The organism is Aurantiacibacter hainanensis, assembly GCF_036321025.1.
GTDB classification, from domain to species: domain Bacteria; phylum Pseudomonadota; class Alphaproteobacteria; order Sphingomonadales; family Sphingomonadaceae; genus Alteraurantiacibacter; species Alteraurantiacibacter hainanensis.
The window spans coordinates 786634-802731 of record NZ_JAZAPB010000002.1; the positions used below are offsets into that span (position 1 = coordinate 786634).

Annotated in this window: 14 protein-coding genes; all 14 read left to right on the forward strand. The window is 63.1% G+C overall.

Annotated elements, in window-relative coordinates; all coding sequences use genetic code 11:
* The first annotated feature begins 5 nt into the window (after positions 1-5).
* Genes AAA989_RS11130 through AAA989_RS11195 form a run of 14 tightly spaced genes read left to right on the forward strand, consistent with a single transcriptional unit; the run spans position 6 to position 15877 of the window.
* Positions 6-1643 carry a TadE/TadG family type IV pilus assembly protein gene (locus AAA989_RS11130; protein WP_338243559.1) on the forward strand — a complete coding sequence of 546 codons (1638 nt, stop codon included), beginning with the start codon at positions 6-8 and terminating at the stop codon, positions 1641-1643.
* Positions 1640-2167 carry a TadE/TadG family type IV pilus assembly protein gene (locus tag AAA989_RS11135; RefSeq protein ID WP_338243561.1) on the forward strand — a complete coding sequence of 176 codons (528 nt, stop codon included), beginning with the start codon at positions 1640-1642 and terminating at the stop codon, positions 2165-2167. The genes AAA989_RS11130 and AAA989_RS11135 overlap by 4 nt, the downstream gene beginning before the upstream one ends.
* Entirely contained in the window at positions 2164-2781 is a 618-nt protein-coding gene (locus tag AAA989_RS11140; RefSeq protein ID WP_338243563.1) for a TadE/TadG family type IV pilus assembly protein, read from the forward strand. The genes AAA989_RS11135 and AAA989_RS11140 overlap by 4 nt, the downstream gene beginning before the upstream one ends.
* A 14-nt stretch (positions 2782-2795) precedes the next feature.
* The gene (locus AAA989_RS11145; protein WP_338243565.1) at positions 2796-3980 is read left to right on the forward strand and encodes a CpaE/TadZ family protein; all 1185 of its coding nucleotides are present in this window, start codon (positions 2796-2798) and stop codon (positions 3978-3980) included.
* Between the two features lie 41 nt (positions 3981-4021).
* On the forward strand, positions 4022-5398 hold the full coding sequence (locus tag AAA989_RS11150; protein WP_338243567.1) for a TadA family conjugal transfer-associated ATPase: 1377 nt from the start codon (positions 4022-4024) through the stop codon (positions 5396-5398).
* 2 nt (positions 5399-5400) lie between these two features.
* Entirely contained in the window at positions 5401-6402 is a 1002-nt protein-coding gene (locus tag AAA989_RS11155) for a type II secretion system F family protein (RefSeq protein ID WP_338243569.1), read from the forward strand.
* A gap of 1 nt (position 6403) precedes the next feature.
* Positions 6404-7375: a type II secretion system F family protein gene (locus AAA989_RS11160; RefSeq protein WP_338243571.1), complete on the forward strand. Its 972-nt coding sequence runs from the start codon at positions 6404-6406 to the stop codon at positions 7373-7375.
* 30 nt (positions 7376-7405) lie between these two features.
* Positions 7406-8260, forward strand: coding sequence for a tetratricopeptide repeat protein (locus AAA989_RS11165; RefSeq protein ID WP_338243572.1), 855 nt, complete (start codon positions 7406-7408; stop codon positions 8258-8260).
* 7 nt (positions 8261-8267) lie between these two features.
* Complete coding sequence (locus AAA989_RS11170; protein WP_338243574.1) at positions 8268-8729, forward strand: A24 family peptidase; 462 nt, start codon at positions 8268-8270, stop codon at positions 8727-8729.
* Between the two features lie 59 nt (positions 8730-8788).
* A complete protein-coding gene (gene ku / locus AAA989_RS11175; protein ID WP_338243576.1) occupies positions 8789-9613 on the forward strand; it encodes a non-homologous end joining protein Ku in 825 nt (274 codons plus the stop codon).
* Position 9614: 1 nt separating this feature from the next.
* Entirely contained in the window at positions 9615-12140 is a 2526-nt protein-coding gene (gene ligD / locus AAA989_RS11180) for a DNA ligase D (RefSeq protein WP_338243578.1), read from the forward strand.
* A gap of 58 nt (positions 12141-12198) precedes the next feature.
* Positions 12199-12702, forward strand: a complete 504-nt coding sequence (locus AAA989_RS11185) for a 2Fe-2S iron-sulfur cluster-binding protein (RefSeq protein WP_338243580.1) — start codon at positions 12199-12201, stop codon at positions 12700-12702.
* Positions 12699-13685, forward strand: a complete 987-nt coding sequence (locus AAA989_RS11190) for an FAD binding domain-containing protein (RefSeq protein WP_338243582.1) — start codon at positions 12699-12701, stop codon at positions 13683-13685. The genes AAA989_RS11185 and AAA989_RS11190 overlap by 4 nt, the downstream gene beginning before the upstream one ends.
* A gap of 8 nt (positions 13686-13693) precedes the next feature.
* Positions 13694-15877 carry a xanthine dehydrogenase family protein molybdopterin-binding subunit gene (locus AAA989_RS11195; protein WP_338243584.1) on the forward strand — a complete coding sequence of 728 codons (2184 nt, stop codon included), beginning with the start codon at positions 13694-13696 and terminating at the stop codon, positions 15875-15877.
* Positions 15878-16098 lie beyond the last annotated feature (221 nt).

Consider the following 16098-nt stretch of genomic DNA (forward strand, 5'->3'; position numbering starts at 1 on the left):
GACCCATGCCTCGCCGCAGAAGGTTCCTTCATGACGACAGCGGCGCGGTCGCCGCGACCTATGCGATCGCCATCACGGGCCTGATCATCGTCGCCGGCGCGGCATTCGACTACAACCGCCTGATGGCGCTCGATTCCGAGCTGCAGACGGCGGCCGACCATGCTGCATTGGCGGCAGTGACGCAGCTTGACGAGGAAGACGGAGCCTGCGCCCGGGCGGGCAATGCGGCGGTGGAACTGCTGCGTAACATCACCCTGATGTCCAACGACGATACCGGTAACCTCATCTCCGTGAACGGTGGAGCCACGGTTGGCGTGTCGGACGACGCCTGCGCTTCGTTCTCTCCCGCTGTGACGTTCTACGAGGATGCGGCCAAGACCACGGTCGCGACCACAGACGAGACGGCGCAGTTCGTGGAAGTGCGGGTTGACGTGCGTTCGGCGCGATATGCCTTCACCTCGTTGGGAGGTCTGCTGGGAAGCAACACCAGCGGCATCGCCCTGGCGGGAATAGGATCGGCGGTCTGCGCCATTCCGCCGATCATGATCTGTAGCCCGGACCCGAGCCAGCCGTTCAATGCCGCGGGCAATCGCGGCGTAGGTATCCAGGCAACCGGCAAGGATCCGGGTAACACTGGCTCATGGTCCCCCGGGAACTTCGGTTTCCTCGAGGTCGGCTCCGGCCAGACCAACGAACTGGCGCAGGCTATCGCCTTCGGAACGGCCACTTTCGATTGCATACCCGAAAACTCGGCGAACAACGTCGAGACAGGCAATTCGCAGAATCTCTACCGGGCGCTCAATACCCGGTTCGACATACGGCCCCAGGGCGGCGGCGCGCTCGCGGCGTGCGACGGCACCAGTTGTCCGGCCGCCTTGAGCGTCGTTACAGACCTCATCAAGAACAACAACGGGACGACCGGCAACCAGTGCGGGCTCGGCAACCAGGGTTGGCAATTGCCCCCCGCCAATCAGCGGTTCAATCCGCGTCCCCGCCTCGGCACCGACACGCGGACAACACCCGTGAACAGCACTGGCCCAAATCCGCTCGTCATGAGCCTCGGTCGCGATCTGTGTCACTACACGAATTATGGCGTGGCGTGCTCGTCTGTGAACGGGGGATACAACGATCGTTTCGGCAACGGGCATTGGCCGATCGGCGACTATTTCCGCCTTTATCATCCGACCTTTCTTCCGCTGTCCAACCCGCCAACCGACGCTCTTGGGAACGTGCTGCCCACGGCCACGCTGCCGCATGCCCGGATGACCCGTTACGAGACATACCTGTGGGAGCAGAGCGCAACCGGGCCGGGTGTTCCCGATATCAGCAACGGGAAGGGGCCGCAGCGCGGCAACCGGATTTGCCAGCTTGGTAGCGCGACGTCAGACCGCCGCGTTCTTACTGTCGCGGTCGTTTCGAATTGTGCATCGCTCAGCGGCAGTTCGACCCCCGTCGTCATCGACGAATATATCGATGCCTTCCTCGTCGAACCGGTGATCGACGAGAACACGGAGGTGACCCGGGGCCGTGCAAGGGATTCGATCTATATCGAGGTAATCGGCCCGGCGACGATCGCCGGGGGCGGCGCAGGGACGGGCGGGCCGCAGACCATCAAGCGCGACACTCCGTACCTGATCGAATGAGAATGCTCGGCCGCCTTCTCCCCTTCCTGCGCGATACTCGTGCAGTGGCCGCCGCGGAGATGGCATTGATCCTGCCCATGGCTTTCGCGCTGATATTCACGACGATGGAAGCCGGGTATTACTTTCAGACACAGCACAAGGCGATCAAGTACGTTCGCGAGGGTGCGCGTTTCGCATCGCGCCAGAATTTCGACTTCTTCGATTGTTCGGGCGCTGGGGCCTTCGACAATTCCGCGACCGGAGCAGCGACGGTGCAGGACAGGATCCGCAACGTCACGCTGACCGGACTCGTCAACGGCGGGAACGCACGGATTGCCGACTGGGAAGCCGCCGACATCAATATCACCGTAAGCTGCGACGCCGCCTACGGTACGGGGCTGTATAGCGCTACCGACGATGTAAAGGCGCCCAAGGTGCTTATCTGGACCCGTTTCGATTACACGCCGATCCTAGGACTGCTCGGTTTTGACATCAGCAATATCGACGTGGTCGCTCAGGCCGAAGCGCCCGTGGGGGGCATATGAGCACCCTTGCGTCCCTTCTGCGCGATCGGCGAGGCAGTTCGGCGGCTGAATTCGCGCTTGTCCTGCCGCTGCTCCTGCTCCTTCTGCTCGGCACCATCGATGTGGGGCGCTGGATGTGGAATGTCGGCCAACTGGAAAAGGCGACCATGATGGGAACCCGCTATGCCGTGGTGACCGACATGGTGCCCTCCGGGCTTGACAGCTACAGTTTCGCGGTCAGTGGCGGCATTCCGCAGGGGACTGTCGTTCCGCAGACGAGCTTTCCTGGTGTAAGCTGCTCTGCACCTGGCGGGACGGTAAGCTGCACATGCGCAACCGGCGGAAGCTGCGCGTTCGCGCTCACTGCCAATTCCGCGGCTTTCGGGCGGATCGTGAACCGCATGAATACCTTCTACGGCGGCATCGGACCTGAAGATGTGACGGTGGATTATCTCTGGTCGGGGCTTGGTTACTCCGGCGATCCGAACGGGTCGGATGTCGATCCGATCGTGCAGATCACGGTGCAGAACCAGACCTTCAGACCGATCAGTCTTGGGACACTGCGAGATTTGGGGCTGCCGGGAACCTCACATTCCCTCACCATGGAAGATGGTGAAGGAAGTTTGGGCAACTAGGTGCGATTTCAGCAATGAAGGATATCTTGGACATCTATCCCAGCAAAGCAGGTGGAAACGCTCCGCGAACGCTGATCGCGGCCGAGTCCCGCTGGACGGCCCGCGTCGCGGACGAAGTCGGGCAGGTCGTTCCCTCCCTCCATGTCGAGAACCTGGGGCTGGGCGAGAACCTTTCTCGCGAGCGCCTGCGCGAGTGCGAATTGCTGGTTTTGGAAGTGGATGCAAACGAGCATGCTTCTCTGGATCGGCTGACTGCGATCAAGCGCTCGCACTCGCATCTGGCCATCATCGCCGCAGTCAGCAATGCGGATCTGCAGGTGATGCGCACCCTGCTTAGGCATGGTGTCTCCGATGTCGTCGCCCTGCCGTTCGACCTTGGCGAGCTGACCGGAGAGATCATCAACATCGGCGCGAAACTGGCCGAACACAGCGAAACTTCATTGGCGCCGAGCCTGTCATTCGCGGGCGCCCTGGGCCGGTCGGGCACTACTTCGATCATGCTCCACCTTGCCCATGAACTGGTGCGGCAAAGCGACGGTCCCTTCCGCTGCTGCCTGATCGATCTCGATCTACAATCGGGTGAACTCGCCGCACACGCCGGCATGGAGACCCCGCGTTCGATTCTCAGCCTGCTGGAGGCCGGTGAACGGCTGGACCAGGACATGGTCCGCAATGTCGCGTCCCGACAGGACGAAGGCGTCTACATCATTTCCGCGCCTTCCGAGATTCTGCCGCTCGAGCAGGTCGACGTGGATCAGGCGCTGCGGATCATCGGTCTGGCACGTGCGGAATTCGATCTCGTCCTGATCGACATGCCGCCCGCCTGGTCGAACTTTTCGCTCTCGGCCGCTGCGGACAGCGACCGGATCTTTCTGATCACGGAGCAGAGCCTTTCGCACCTGCGCCAAGCCCGTCGCTGCCTCGACCTGTTCCGCGAGGTGGGCGTTCGCAAGGGGAAGGTGCAGATCGTCGTCAATCGCGCGACGAAGGGCAGATTCCGCAATATCTCGGTCCAGGATGTCGCCGACACCCTGGGGGCCGAAGTGGTCGGCACGATCCGTGACGACAAGGGCGAACTGGCCCAGGCAATCGATCAGGGTCGCCTGGTCGATACGATTTCACGGCGCAACGTCTTCTACCGCGACGTCGCAGAACTGGCTGAAAAGGTAGGGAACATGCTGAGCGGAGACCGATCATGAGATGGACGTTGAAGCAATCCGGACCGGCGCCGCTCGCAGATATGAAAGAAGCATCCAACGATGCGGAAGAAAGCACGGCGCAGGCAACCGACACCAAGATCGAACTGGCGCGCGTGCCGGCGCAGGTCGCGTCGGGCAGGAGCTATAACCGCCTGCTCGAACTGAAGGTGTCGATTCACAAGGCGCTGCTCGACCGGATCAATCTCAGCGCGCTCGACAAGATGACGCGCGACGACTTGCGCGAGGGCATCGGCGAAATCGTTACGGAACTGCTGGTCGAGGAAGAAGAGGTGCTGAACCGCAGCGAGCGGGAAGCCCTGATCAGCGACATTCTGGACGAACTGTTCGGTCTTGGCCCGCTCGAGCCCCTGCTGCAGGATGAGGATGTCACCGATATCCTCGTGAACGGGCCGAAGAACGTGTTCGTGGAACGGCATGGCCTGCTCGAACGGGTTCGCACCGAGTTCAAGGATGATCGCCACCTCATGCGCATCATCCAGAAGATCGTGAGCGCAGTCGGGCGCCGCATCGATGAAAGCTCGCCTTTCGTGGACGCTCGCCTGGCAGACGGTTCGCGCGTGAATGCCATCGTCGCTCCTCTGGCGATCGACGGTTCGCTTCTCTCGATCCGCAAATTCGCGCGCCAGCGCATCGGAATCGACCGGCTCGTCGAGATAGGTTCCATGCCCCAGGCGATGGCCGAGGTGCTGTCGGCCGTGGTGCAATCCCGGCGCAACGTGCTGATCTCGGGTGGCACGGGTTCGGGCAAGACGACCATGCTCAACGCAATGTCTTCCTTCATCGACGAGCGCGAGCGCATCGTCACCATCGAGGACAGCGCCGAGCTGCAATTGCAGCAGGTGCATGTCGCGCGGCTGGAAACCCGTCCGCCCAATATCGAGGGACGCGGCGAGGTGACCCAGCGCGAACTGGTGAAGAACGCGCTGCGCATGCGGCCCGACCGCATTATCGTGGGCGAGGTTCGCGCCGGCGAGGCCTTCGACATGCTGCAGGCCATGAATACCGGCCACGACGGGTCGATGACCACGATCCACGCCAATACCGCCCGCGACTCGCTCTCTCGACTGGAACAGATGATCGGCATGAGCGGCATCGACATCACTTCGAAGTCGAGCCGGGCGCAGATCGCCTCGGCCATCAACGTAGTGCTTCAGGTGGGCCGCCTGTCTGACGGACGCCGCAAGGTGCTGAGCCTTTCGGAAGTCACCGGCATGGAAGGCGACGTCGTGACCATGCAGGACATTTTCGTGTTCCGGATTCGCGACAGGACCGAGGACGGCAAGGTGGTCGGCGATTTCGAGGCTACCGGCATCCGGCCCAAGTTCCTCGAACATGCCAGGGCTGCGGGTATCAATCTGCCTGCCGAGCTGTTCCGGCCCGACGTGAGGATTACCTGATAATGCCCGATATCGTCGCCCGACTTGCACTTCTACTGGCGGTTTTCGCTTCCATCTTTCTCGTCAGTCAGCTCGCGCTGAACGTGATGTGGTCGCAAGGCGCGCATGTGCGCGCTATCAACAAGCGTCTCTCGTTGATCAAGAGCGGGATGAGCCGCGATCAGCTTGTTTCCGAACTCAGGAAGAATCAGCCGCGTGAGCTGAAAGGCGTGCCCAGCCTGCTCCGTACGCCCTTGATGGCCTTGCAACGCGTGGTCGCGGGGTCCGGCATCCCCTTTTCCTTCACTCAGGTCCTGATGGGGATGGGCCTTTTGACACTCCTCGTTTTCGCGGCAATCCTCCTGATCATCGCGGGTACGGAAGTCATCGCGTCCTTCGAGGTCCTGTTGCTGGGCCTTGTCATCACGCTGTGCTTGAGCGTGTTGCTCCCGCTCATGGTTCTTAACATGATGGCAACCCGCCGCCGCCGCCGCGTCGAAGAGCAGTTCCCGATCGCGCTCGACGTTTTCGTGCGCGCCTTGAAGGCCGGCCATCCCATCGCATCGGCCCTGGTTATCCTGACCAAGGAGATGGAGGATCCCATCGGGAGCGAATTCGGACTTGTCTCGGACGAGGTTTCCTATGGTGCCGAGCTGACCGATGCCCTTTCCGAAATGGCCGAACGTTGGGACCTCGACGATATCCGCATGTTCGTGGTTTCGCTGACCGTGCAGAGCGAAACCGGCGGCAACCTGGCCGAGGTGCTGGAAAACCTTTCCGAGGTGATCAGGGCGCGGGCATCGCTTTTCCTGAAGGTTCGCGCGCTCAGTTCCGAAGGGCGAATGACGGGCTGGCTGCTCACCGCGCTGCCGATATTCGCCTTCGTCGGGATGTTCATGGTCAACCCCGAATTCTATCTCAGCGTGGCTGAAGAACGGTCGTTCCTGCTTGGGTTCGCTTCCCTGATGGTGATGTACCTCGTCGGGTTCCTCATGATCCGCAAGCTAATCGATATCAAGGTCTGACATGCTCGAACAGATCCTAGCCAGCTATGTCCTGCGCGTTGCCCTGCTGATCGGCATCTTCGTCGTCGTCGTCATCATCAGTTTCGCCCTTCTGGCACTTGCCAACCGCCGCAGGGTGGTGCGGGCCAAGCTGCAGAACATACAGCAGCAGTCGGTATTCGAGGGACGCGATCCGCTCTCGCACCGGCAGACTACTAATTCGGCCTGGCTCGCCATTGTCGAGGCAGTGGAAAGGACGGGACTCCATCTCAACGATACGCAGGACAATCGCCTGCGCCAGAAGCTGATTTCGGCCGGCTACACATCGCCTGCGGCGCCGCGGATCTACACCCTGATCCGGCTGGGTCTGGTGTTCGTTCTGCCCGGCCTCTTCCTGCTCATCGCACTCACCCGTCCGGAGCCGGTGGGCTTCTTAACGCTCTATGTTTTCGGCTCGATCCTTGGCCTGATGGGCCTGATGGTGCCCGCGCTCTACGTCGCGGCGAGAGCCGACCGGCGCCGCGAGCAGGTAATCAACGGCTTTCCCGATGCGCTGGACCTGATGCTGGTCTGCATGGAGGCGGGGCTGGGCGTGGAAGCAGCGTTCGACCGCGTGTCCAGGGAAATGGCCCGTTCGCACCCGTTGGTCGCGACTTTGCTGGGTACCGCCGTTCTGCAACTGCGCGCAGGCGCCTCGCGCGAGGAAGCTTTCCGCCGCATGGCCGATGCGGCCGGGGTCGACGAGATCCGCAGCTTCACCACGCTGCTGATCCAGTCTGACAAGATGGGTACATCCGTCGCGACCACCTTGCGAGTCTATGCGGAGGAAATGCGCGAGAAGCGGCGGATGCGGGCAGAGGAAAAGGCTCACCGCTTGCCTGTGCTGATTTCCATTCCGCTGGTCGTCTTCATGCTGCCCACCATGATCGGCGTGATCATGCTGCCGGCCGCAGTGCGAATGGTCCGTGACATTTTCCCGCTGATGACGGGTTGAAATATCGATGAAAACCGGGGGGTAACGACGATGAACAGAACCAGAGGTATTTCGCTGATCGTGCTGGCCGTGGCCACCGCAGGTTGCCAGTCCTTTCCGATATTCGGTGCACGCAGCCCGGAGGTACGCTCGACGCCCGACATGTCGAGCTACTTCGAGCAGCGCCTGGCAGACGGCCGTCGCCACCTGGAGGCACAGCGGCCCGGCGCGGCATTGACGGCTTTTCGCCAGGCTTCCTACCATCCCGATCATGCTGGCGAGGCCTTCAATGGCATGGCCATCGCCTACGATCGTCTGGGCCGCTATGATCTGGCGGAGCGGTTTTTCGCTCAGGCCGTGTCGGCAGCGCCCGGGGATGCGCGGTTCGCGCGCAATGCCGCCCGTTTCGGCGACGCCATGCTGGCGCGAAACAGCGCCGCGGAGCAAGCTCTCCTGGCCCGGAACGAACCCGTCGAGGTTGCCGCGCCGACCGATACCCAGCTGGCCAGCGCCGCCCGTGCCGTCGATGCCCAACTGGCTCCGATGCCGCAGGGGCGCATGCAGCGCGTATCCGCAAGTCAGGTACATATCGCCCCTCGCGAAGACTGGGGCGCACGCCTTGCGGATGCCGGGTCTGCCCGACCTGCCGTGATGCATGTCGGCCGCGCGCCGGATGCCGGACCCGAACTTGCCGGAAATACCGAGGGATATGTCCAGCGGGTCGACCTTGCGGCAGTGCGCGTCGTCGAAGGAGAGATCGTGGACGGTCGCTGGACACCCAGCGAGGGTTCCCGCTTCATCGGGCCCGACGGTGCCGTCCGCATTCGCGTAAGCGGCAGCGGAACGCATCGGCCGCAAGACCGGCAACCGTACCCCATCGCGGTGCGGCTCGATAATCCCGGCTGATTAGAGAATGCCCGACGTCCTGCCACTCGTCGCGCTTGGCGCGATGAGCCTTGTTGCCGCCGGTTATGACCTTGCCACGCGGCGCATACCGAACTGGCTCAACCTGGCCATCCTGTTTGCCGGGGCGGCCATGCTGTTCGCCTTGCCGACCTGGTCCGCCGCGCTGATGCACCTGGCCCACTTCGCCATCGCCCTGATCGCGGCCATGGCCCTGTTCGGGATGCGGGTGTGGGGCGGGGGCGATGCCAAGTTCTATGCCGCCGTCGCCATCTGGCTGCCGCTGTCGGAGGCGCATCTGCTGGCCCTGGGGACTGCCCTGTCGGGTGCCGTGCTGGTCGTGCTGATCTTCGCCTGGGCGATGATCAGACAGACGAAGGGCTGGGCGAAGAACCTGCCTTACGGCGTCGCCATTGCGGCAGGCACGTTCGCTGCCGTCCTGATCGGCAAAGGCGGTTCGCTGTTGGTCTAGCGCCTGCGGCTGCAACTTTTCCCATTGTAGAGCGCTGTAATGGGCAAAGGAGGTATCCGATGGCAGCTCGCGCATATTGGCAGGGCCAGATCAGGCTGGCGCTCGTATCCATCCCGGTAGAGATCTTCACGGCCACGAAGTCGTCCGCGAAGATCAGTTTCAACCAGATCCACGAACCCAGCGGAAAGCGAATTTCCTACGAAAAGGTCGTGCCCGGCATCGGCCCCGTGGACCGCGACGAGATCATCAAGGGCTACGAGATATCCAAGGGCCAGTACGTGCTGCTGGACGACGAGGAGATCGACGCAGTCAAGCTGGAGAGCAAGCGCACGCTGGAATTGGTGCAGTTCGTCGACATCAACGAGATCGACCCGCTCTATTTCGAAAAGCCTTACTACGTCGCGCCGAAGGACGAACTGGCGGAGGAAGCCTTCATCGTCCTGAGGGAAGCGCTGCGCAAGGCGAAGAAGGTCGCGCTGGGGCAGCTGGCGATCCGCGGGAGTGAAAAGCTGGTGGCGATCAAGCCGTGCGGCAAGGGCCTGCTGCTGGAAACGCTGCGCTATGCCGACGAAGTGCGGCAGGGCCAGGCGTTCTTCGATGATATCGGCGAAAGCAAGCCGAAGAAGGAACTGCTCGATCTGGCAACGACGCTGATCGACCAGAAAAGCGCGCCTTTTGACGCCAGCGAGTTCGAGGATCGCTATGCCGACGCCCTGCGCGCGCTCATCGACAAGAAGGCGAAGTCGAAGAGCGGCAAGAAGGTGCTGGAGGATGTCGAGGAGCCGGGAGATACCGAGGGTTCGAACGTCATCGACCTGATGGCTGCGCTGAAGAAGTCGGTGGACGGCAAGAAGACTCCGGCAAAGCGCAAGAAGTCGGCCTGACATGGCCGGCAAGCGTACATCTTCCGATCCGCTGGCCGAATACAATGCCAAGCGCGATTTCAAGGCGACGCCCGAACCTGCCGGCACGCGCGAAAGCAGCGAGACGGGCAACGCCTTCATCGTCCAGAAACACGATGCCACGCGGCTGCACTGGGACCTGCGCCTGGAGATCGACGGCGTGATGAAGAGTTGGGCGGTAACCAAGGGTCCATCGCCCGATCCGGACATCAAGCGCCTGGCGGTCCGCACGGAGGATCACCCGCTGTCCTACAACACCTTCGAAGGGACGATTCCCAAGGGCGAATACGGCGGCGGCACCGTGATGCTGTGGGATCGCGGCACCTGGGAGCCGGTCGAGGGCAAGAGCGCCAGCGACATCGACAAGGGCCACCTGCATTTCTGCCTTAACGGCGAGCGGATGCAGGGAGAATGGCTGTTGATAAGGCTGAAGAAAAAGCCGGGAGAAAAGCGGGAAAACTGGCTGCTCCGCAAGCTGCAGGACGATCACGCGCAGGAAGGCGACGTGCTGGTGCAGCGCGAGCTTACGAGCGTTGCGACCGGGAGATCCATGGCCGAAATCGCCGCCGACAAGCAGGGTGAGTTCTCGCTCGAGGGCAAGAAGGACGATGCCTTTCTCGAACAGATGGGAAAGGCGAGCGCACACACCGACAAGAAGCGCAAGTCGCGGCCCAGGAAGGATGCACCGCTGCCGAAGTTCCGCAAGCCGCAACTCGCCACGCTGGTGGACGAAGTTCCCTCCGGCAACGGATGGATGCACGAAATCAAGTTCGACGGCTATCGTGCCCTCGTCGCCGCGAAGGGAAACACGGTGCGCGTCTATACCCGCAGCGGCAAGGACTGGACCGACAAGTTCGGACCGCTGGTGGAGGCAATCGCGGCGCTGGATCTCCCGTCATGCCTGATCGACGGTGAAATCGTGGGCATCGATAGCAAGGGCAATCCCGATTTCTCGACCCTTCAAGGCGTGCTGAAGCGGGGGCACGGCAGCCAGTCGAAGGACGATGCCCTGCAATTCCATGCCTTCGACCTTCTGGAACTGGGCGGAGAGAAGCTTGACTATCTCTCCAATATCGAACGCAAGGAACGGCTGGAGGCGCTGCTGAGCGAAGCCGGGCCTCCCTTGTTCGTCGCCGATCACGTGATCGGCGCGGGGGAGAAGCTGTACCGGACCATGTGCGATGCAGGGCAGGAAGGCATCATCTCGAAGACGGTCGATGGCCGCTATTCCGGCGCGCGCAACAAGCGGTGGGTAAAGGTGAAATGCACCCGCAGGCAGGAATTCGTCGTGATCGGCTGGAAGAAGTCGAGCGCCAAGGGCCGACCGTTCTCATCCCTGCTGATGGCGCAGAACGAAGGCGGCGAACTCGTCTACAAGGGCAACGTCGGCACGGGCTATTCCGCCGACGACCTGGACGAACTGGCAGGGAAACTGAAGCGGCTGGAGCGCAAGACCCCGCCTGCCGAAGTGGACAAGACCAGCAGCCGCGGCGTGACCTGGGTAACACCCAAGCTGGTCGCCGAAGTGGCCTTTGCCGAATTCACGGCCGATGGAAACATTCGCCACGGCAGCTACCTCGGTCTGCGCGGCGACAAGGATGCGGCCGAGGTGACCCCCGAAACCACGTCTCCCTCGCCCGAGAAGCGTGAGGGTGTGAAGATCTCGAGCCGGGACCGGGTGATCTTCCCGGACAGCGGCCAGACCAAGGGCGACCTCGCCGACTATTACGAGGCCGTGGCGCCGATCATGCTGCCCTTCGCGGCGCGCCGCCCCGTCAGCCTTGTGCGCTGTCCGCAGGGGAGGGCGAAGAAGTGCTTTTTCCAGAAGCACGACAGCGGCGGTTTTGGCGATGCCGTGAAGCACGTGCCCATTCGCGAGAAGGACGGCGGCACGGAAGACTATCTGTACATAGAGGACGCGCGCGGCCTGCTGCAGTGCGTGCAGATGGGGACGATCGAGTTCCACGGCTGGGGCTCTCGCAGCACCGATGTGGAACTGCCCGATCGCCTGATCTTCGATCTCGATCCTGACGAGGGGCTGGATTTCGATGACGTGAAAACCGCCGCGCGCGACATTCGCGACCGGCTGTCGGACCTCGGCCTGGTCAGCTTTGCCATGCTTTCAGGCGGGAAGGGGGTTCACGTGGTCGTGCCGCTGGCGACGGGGCACGGGTGGGATGCGCACAAGGATTTTTCCCGCCGCTTCGCAGAGGCGCTGAGCATGGCCGAACCCGATCGCTTCACCGCCACGATGAGCAAGGCGAAGCGCAAGGGGCGCATCTTCATCGACTGGCTGCGCAATCAGCGCGGCAGCACCGCGGTACTGCCCTATTCCGTCCGCGCACGCAGCGGCGCTCCCGTGGCGGCGCCCATCGCCTGGAACGAGTTGAAGAGCCTGAAGGATGCGAAGGCCTGGAGCATTGCCGATGCCAAGAGGCTGATAGATCGCGCCGAGAGCAAATCGCTGGCGGGCTGGGGCTTTGCCGAGCAGTCTCTGCCCGATCTTTGATACTTCCGGACACTTCCGCGAGGCAGCGCGTTGGCAGGGGTGAAAGGAAACGCTCCCCGTGCCGATCACCGTAAACCAGACCGACTACGACCTTCCCGAAGACCCCCGCACGAGCTTGCTCGACTTCCTGCGAAGGGATTGCGGACTGACCGGCAGCAAGAAGGGCTGCGATCACGGGCAGTGCGGCGCGTGTACCGTGATCGTGAACGGGATGCGGATCAACTCGTGCCTCTCGCTCGCCGTCATGCACGAAGGAGACAGCGTCACCACCATCGAGGGGCTGGGCACGCCCGATGCTCCGTCCGCCCTGCAACTCGCTTTCGTGGAGCACGACGGCTTCCAGTGCGGATACTGCACTCCCGGCCAGATCTGTTCCGCCACCGCCATGCTGCAGGAAATCGCCAGTGGCTGGCCGAGCGACGCGAGCGAGAGCCTGGAGGGCGAGATTAAGGCGACGGCCGAGGAGATCAGGGAGCGGATGAGCGGAAATCTATGCCGCTGCGGTGCCTACGCCAACATCGTGGCCGCCATTTCGGAAGTTGCCGAGGGAGACGCTGCATGAGGCCGTTCCAGTATGCCCGCGCCGACAGCCTCGAACAGGCAGCGCGCCTGACAGGTTCTGCAGACGGCACCCCCATCGCCGGCGGCACCAACCTGGTCGACCTGATGAAGCTGCAGGTCGAGACGCCGGGAGAACTCGTCGACATCAACAGGCTTTCGATGGGCGAGATCGCGGACACCGACGACGGCGGTCTCTCTATCGGAGCGCTGGCCACCAACACCGCCACCGCGACCCATCAGCGCGTGCGCAGCGAATACGCCGTGCTGGCGCGGGCCATCCTGGCCGGCGCCACGCAGCAACTGCGCAACAAGGCGACGACCGGGGGCAACCTGTGCCAGCGGACCCGCTGCTATTACTTCACCAATATCGATCAGCCCTGCAACAAGCGGGAGCCAGGCTCGGGGTGCGGCGCGATCGATGGCATCGCGCGCATTCACGCGGTGCTGGGCACCAGCCCGCACTGCATCGCCACCTATCCCGGCGACATGGCCGTGGCCCTTGCCGCGCTGGACGCGACGGTAGAGATCGCCGGCCCGGAAAACGCCCAGCGCAGGGTGCCGGTGCGCAATTTCCATCGCCTTCCCGGCGATGAGCCGCACAAGGACAATGTGCTCGATCCCGGCGAGATCATCACGGCCGTAACCCTCCCTTCGCCGCCAAAGGGAAAGCAAATCTACCGGAAGGTCCGCGAACGATCGTCCTATGCGTTCGCGCTCGTCTCGGTCGCCGCCGTCGTGGAGATGGAGGGCGATCGCATCGCCCGCGCCGATCTCGCTTTCGGAGGGCTGGCGCACAAGCCCTGGCACGATCCGCGCCTCGGCGAACTGCTGGCGGGGGAAACCCCCTCTGCCGCGCTGTTCGACAAGGCGGCGGACCTGCTGCTGGAAGATGCGCAGGGCTATGGCGAGAACGACTTCAAGATACCCTTGGCCCGGCGAACGCTCGCCGCGACGCTGGCCGACGCAACGGGAGCCGAACTGTGAGCGCAAAGATGGAACAGGAGGAACCCCGGCGCGACTGCAAGCTGGACGACATGGCGCAAGGCGTTCTTGGCAAGCCGCTGACCCGCGCCGAAGGACTCGCCAAGGTGACCGGCACGGCCCCCTACGCAGCCGAATATCCCACTGAGAATTGCCTCGAAGGCGTGCTGGTCACCGCGCCATTCTCTCGCGGCAGGATCACGGGGATCGACAAGGATTCCGCGCTCGCCATGGATGGCGTGGTGGCGGTGATCGACGATCCGCGCATGACCACGAGAGCGGCGCAGGGCACGGCCAACGAAGCTCCAGCGCAGGAGCCGGGGACGGTCTGCTACTGGGGCCAGCCGATTGCCCTCGTCGTCGCAGAAACGTTCGAGCAGGCGCGCGATGCGGCAAAGCATCTTGCCATCGCTTTCGAGGCCGACGACCCCGCAGACGTCCCCTTCGATCCGCAGCAGACGGATGCCGAACAGCAGGAAAGCACCAGCCAGGGCGATCTTTCGCATGCGATGAAGGAGGCTCCTCACACGGTAGATGCGCAGATTTCCACCACCGGGCACGCCAGTGCGGCGATGGAGCCGCATGCCGCGATCGCGCAGTGGGACGGCGACAAGCTGACCGTCCACTCCTCGTTGCAGATGCTGAACTACAACATTTCCGAACTGGCCGACGCGCTCGACATGCCGGAAGACGACATTCGCCTGATATCGCGCTTCGTCGGAGGCGGCTTCGGCTCGAAACTCGGCATCTCGCAGGAAACGGTCGCCGCAGCCCTCGCTGCGAGGGAGACGGGTCGACCGGTCCGCGTGGTGATGAGCCGCCAGCAGGTGTTTCAGTGCATCATGCGACGGTCGGAAACATCCCAGCGGCTGCGACTGGCGACTGGCGAGGATGGCCGCCTGAGCGGCTTCGGCCACCAGGCGCTGGTGTCCAACCTGCCAGGGGAAGAGTTTGCCGAGCCCGTCCTGCAAAGCTCCCAGTTTCTCTATGCGGGAGAGAACCGCCTGCTCGAACTCGATGTCGCACGCGTTCACCGGATGACGGCAGGCTCCGTCCGCGCGCCGGGAGAGGCGGTGGGCATGCCCGCGCTGGAAGTGGCGATGGACATGCTGGCGCAGGAAACCGACATCGACCCGGTAGAGCTTCGCCTGCGCAACATTCCCGAATGTCACCCGGTGGAAGGGACGAAATTCTCCTCCCGCAAGCTGGCGGAATGCCTGAAGCAAGGGGCAAGTGCCTTCGGCTGGGAAGAACGGGCAAGAAAGCCGCGACAACAGCGCGAGGGCGAATGGTGGATCGGCACGGGGATGGCCAGCGCCGCGCGCGTTCACAACATTTCCCGCGCTTCCGCGCGCGTCACCCTGAAAGCAGACGGCACGGCGCTGGTGGAAAGCGACATGACCGATATCGGCACCGGGACTTACACGATCCTGGGCCAGCTGGCGGCCGAGATGCTGGGCCTGCCGCGCGACAAGGTGCTTGTCGAACTTGGCGACACGCGCTTCCCGCGGGGTTCCGGTTCCGGCGGCAGCTGGGGTGCATCGTCTGTCGGTTCCGCCGTCTATGTTGCCTGCAACGCGCTTCGAACGGCGTTGGCGGAAATGGCGGGCGTGTCGGAGGACGACCTGAAACTGAAGGACGGCCGGGTCGAGGGCGGACCCTCGCTCGCAGACCTGCTGGACGGCAAGGACATTTCACAGGAAGGCGAATACGAGCCTGGCGATATCGAGGACGATTACGTCGCCGCAAGCTATGGTGCCTATTTCGCGCAGGTTCGCGTCAACCGCTTCACCGGAGAGACAAGGGTCGACCGCATGACGGGTGCGTTCGGCTTCGGCCGGGTGTTGAACGAAAAGACTGCCCGCTCGCAGTGCCAGGGCGGCATGGTGTGGAGCATCGGTGTCGCGCTCACCGAGGCGCTGCATTTCGATCCGCGCGACGGCCATCTCGCAAACTGCGATCTTGCCGAATACCACGTGCCGGTAAATCGCGACGTGCCGGAACTGGAAGTCATCATGGTGGAAGAGCGCGATCCCGCGGCAAGTCCGATCCAGGCCAAGGGCGTAGGGGAACTCGCCATGTGCGGCGGTGCTGCAGCGATCGCGAACGCGATCTTCAATGCCAGCGGTGCCAGAGTGCTCGACTTTCCCATGACGCCCGACCGCGTGCTCGCCGCGATGCCCGGCGGGGTCTAGCGGCCCGTCCGACATTGGCCCTGAGCCGCGGCCCACGGCACCGCAGGGCACCTTATTTCGGGCGTACCACAATTGTTATCGCGCATTTCGATGAAAAGCCTATCCAGTACGGGAGTAACCCCCGTCCGGTAGGATTTCTACCCGTCCAATCATCTTGCCGGATCTGAACTAAAGCCCCGCCACGCGCGGGGCTTTTTTTGTGCATTGTTCAGACGAAACCA

Coding starts and splice junctions, on each gene's coding strand:
- AAA989_RS11135 (WP_338243561.1), top strand. CDS start 1,640: ATGAGAATGCTCGGCCGCCTTCTCCCCTTCCTGCGCGATACTCGTGCA.
- ligD (WP_338243578.1), top strand. CDS start 9,615: ATGGCCGGCAAGCGTACATCTTCCGATCCGCTGGCCGAATACAATGCC.
- AAA989_RS11155 (WP_338243569.1), top strand. CDS start 5,401: ATGCCCGATATCGTCGCCCGACTTGCACTTCTACTGGCGGTTTTCGCT.
- AAA989_RS11170 (WP_338243574.1), top strand. CDS start 8,268: ATGCCCGACGTCCTGCCACTCGTCGCGCTTGGCGCGATGAGCCTTGTT.
- AAA989_RS11190 (WP_338243582.1), top strand. CDS start 12,699: ATGAGGCCGTTCCAGTATGCCCGCGCCGACAGCCTCGAACAGGCAGCG.
- AAA989_RS11160 (WP_338243571.1), top strand. CDS start 6,404: ATGCTCGAACAGATCCTAGCCAGCTATGTCCTGCGCGTTGCCCTGCTG.
- AAA989_RS11150 (WP_338243567.1), top strand. CDS start 4,022: ATGAAAGAAGCATCCAACGATGCGGAAGAAAGCACGGCGCAGGCAACC.
- AAA989_RS11195 (WP_338243584.1), top strand. CDS start 13,694: ATGGAACAGGAGGAACCCCGGCGCGACTGCAAGCTGGACGACATGGCG.
- AAA989_RS11140 (WP_338243563.1), top strand. CDS start 2,164: ATGAGCACCCTTGCGTCCCTTCTGCGCGATCGGCGAGGCAGTTCGGCG.
- ku (WP_338243576.1), top strand. CDS start 8,789: ATGGCAGCTCGCGCATATTGGCAGGGCCAGATCAGGCTGGCGCTCGTA.
- AAA989_RS11165 (WP_338243572.1), top strand. CDS start 7,406: ATGAACAGAACCAGAGGTATTTCGCTGATCGTGCTGGCCGTGGCCACC.
- AAA989_RS11130 (WP_338243559.1), top strand. CDS start 6: ATGCCTCGCCGCAGAAGGTTCCTTCATGACGACAGCGGCGCGGTCGCC.
- AAA989_RS11145 (WP_338243565.1), top strand. CDS start 2,796: ATGAAGGATATCTTGGACATCTATCCCAGCAAAGCAGGTGGAAACGCT.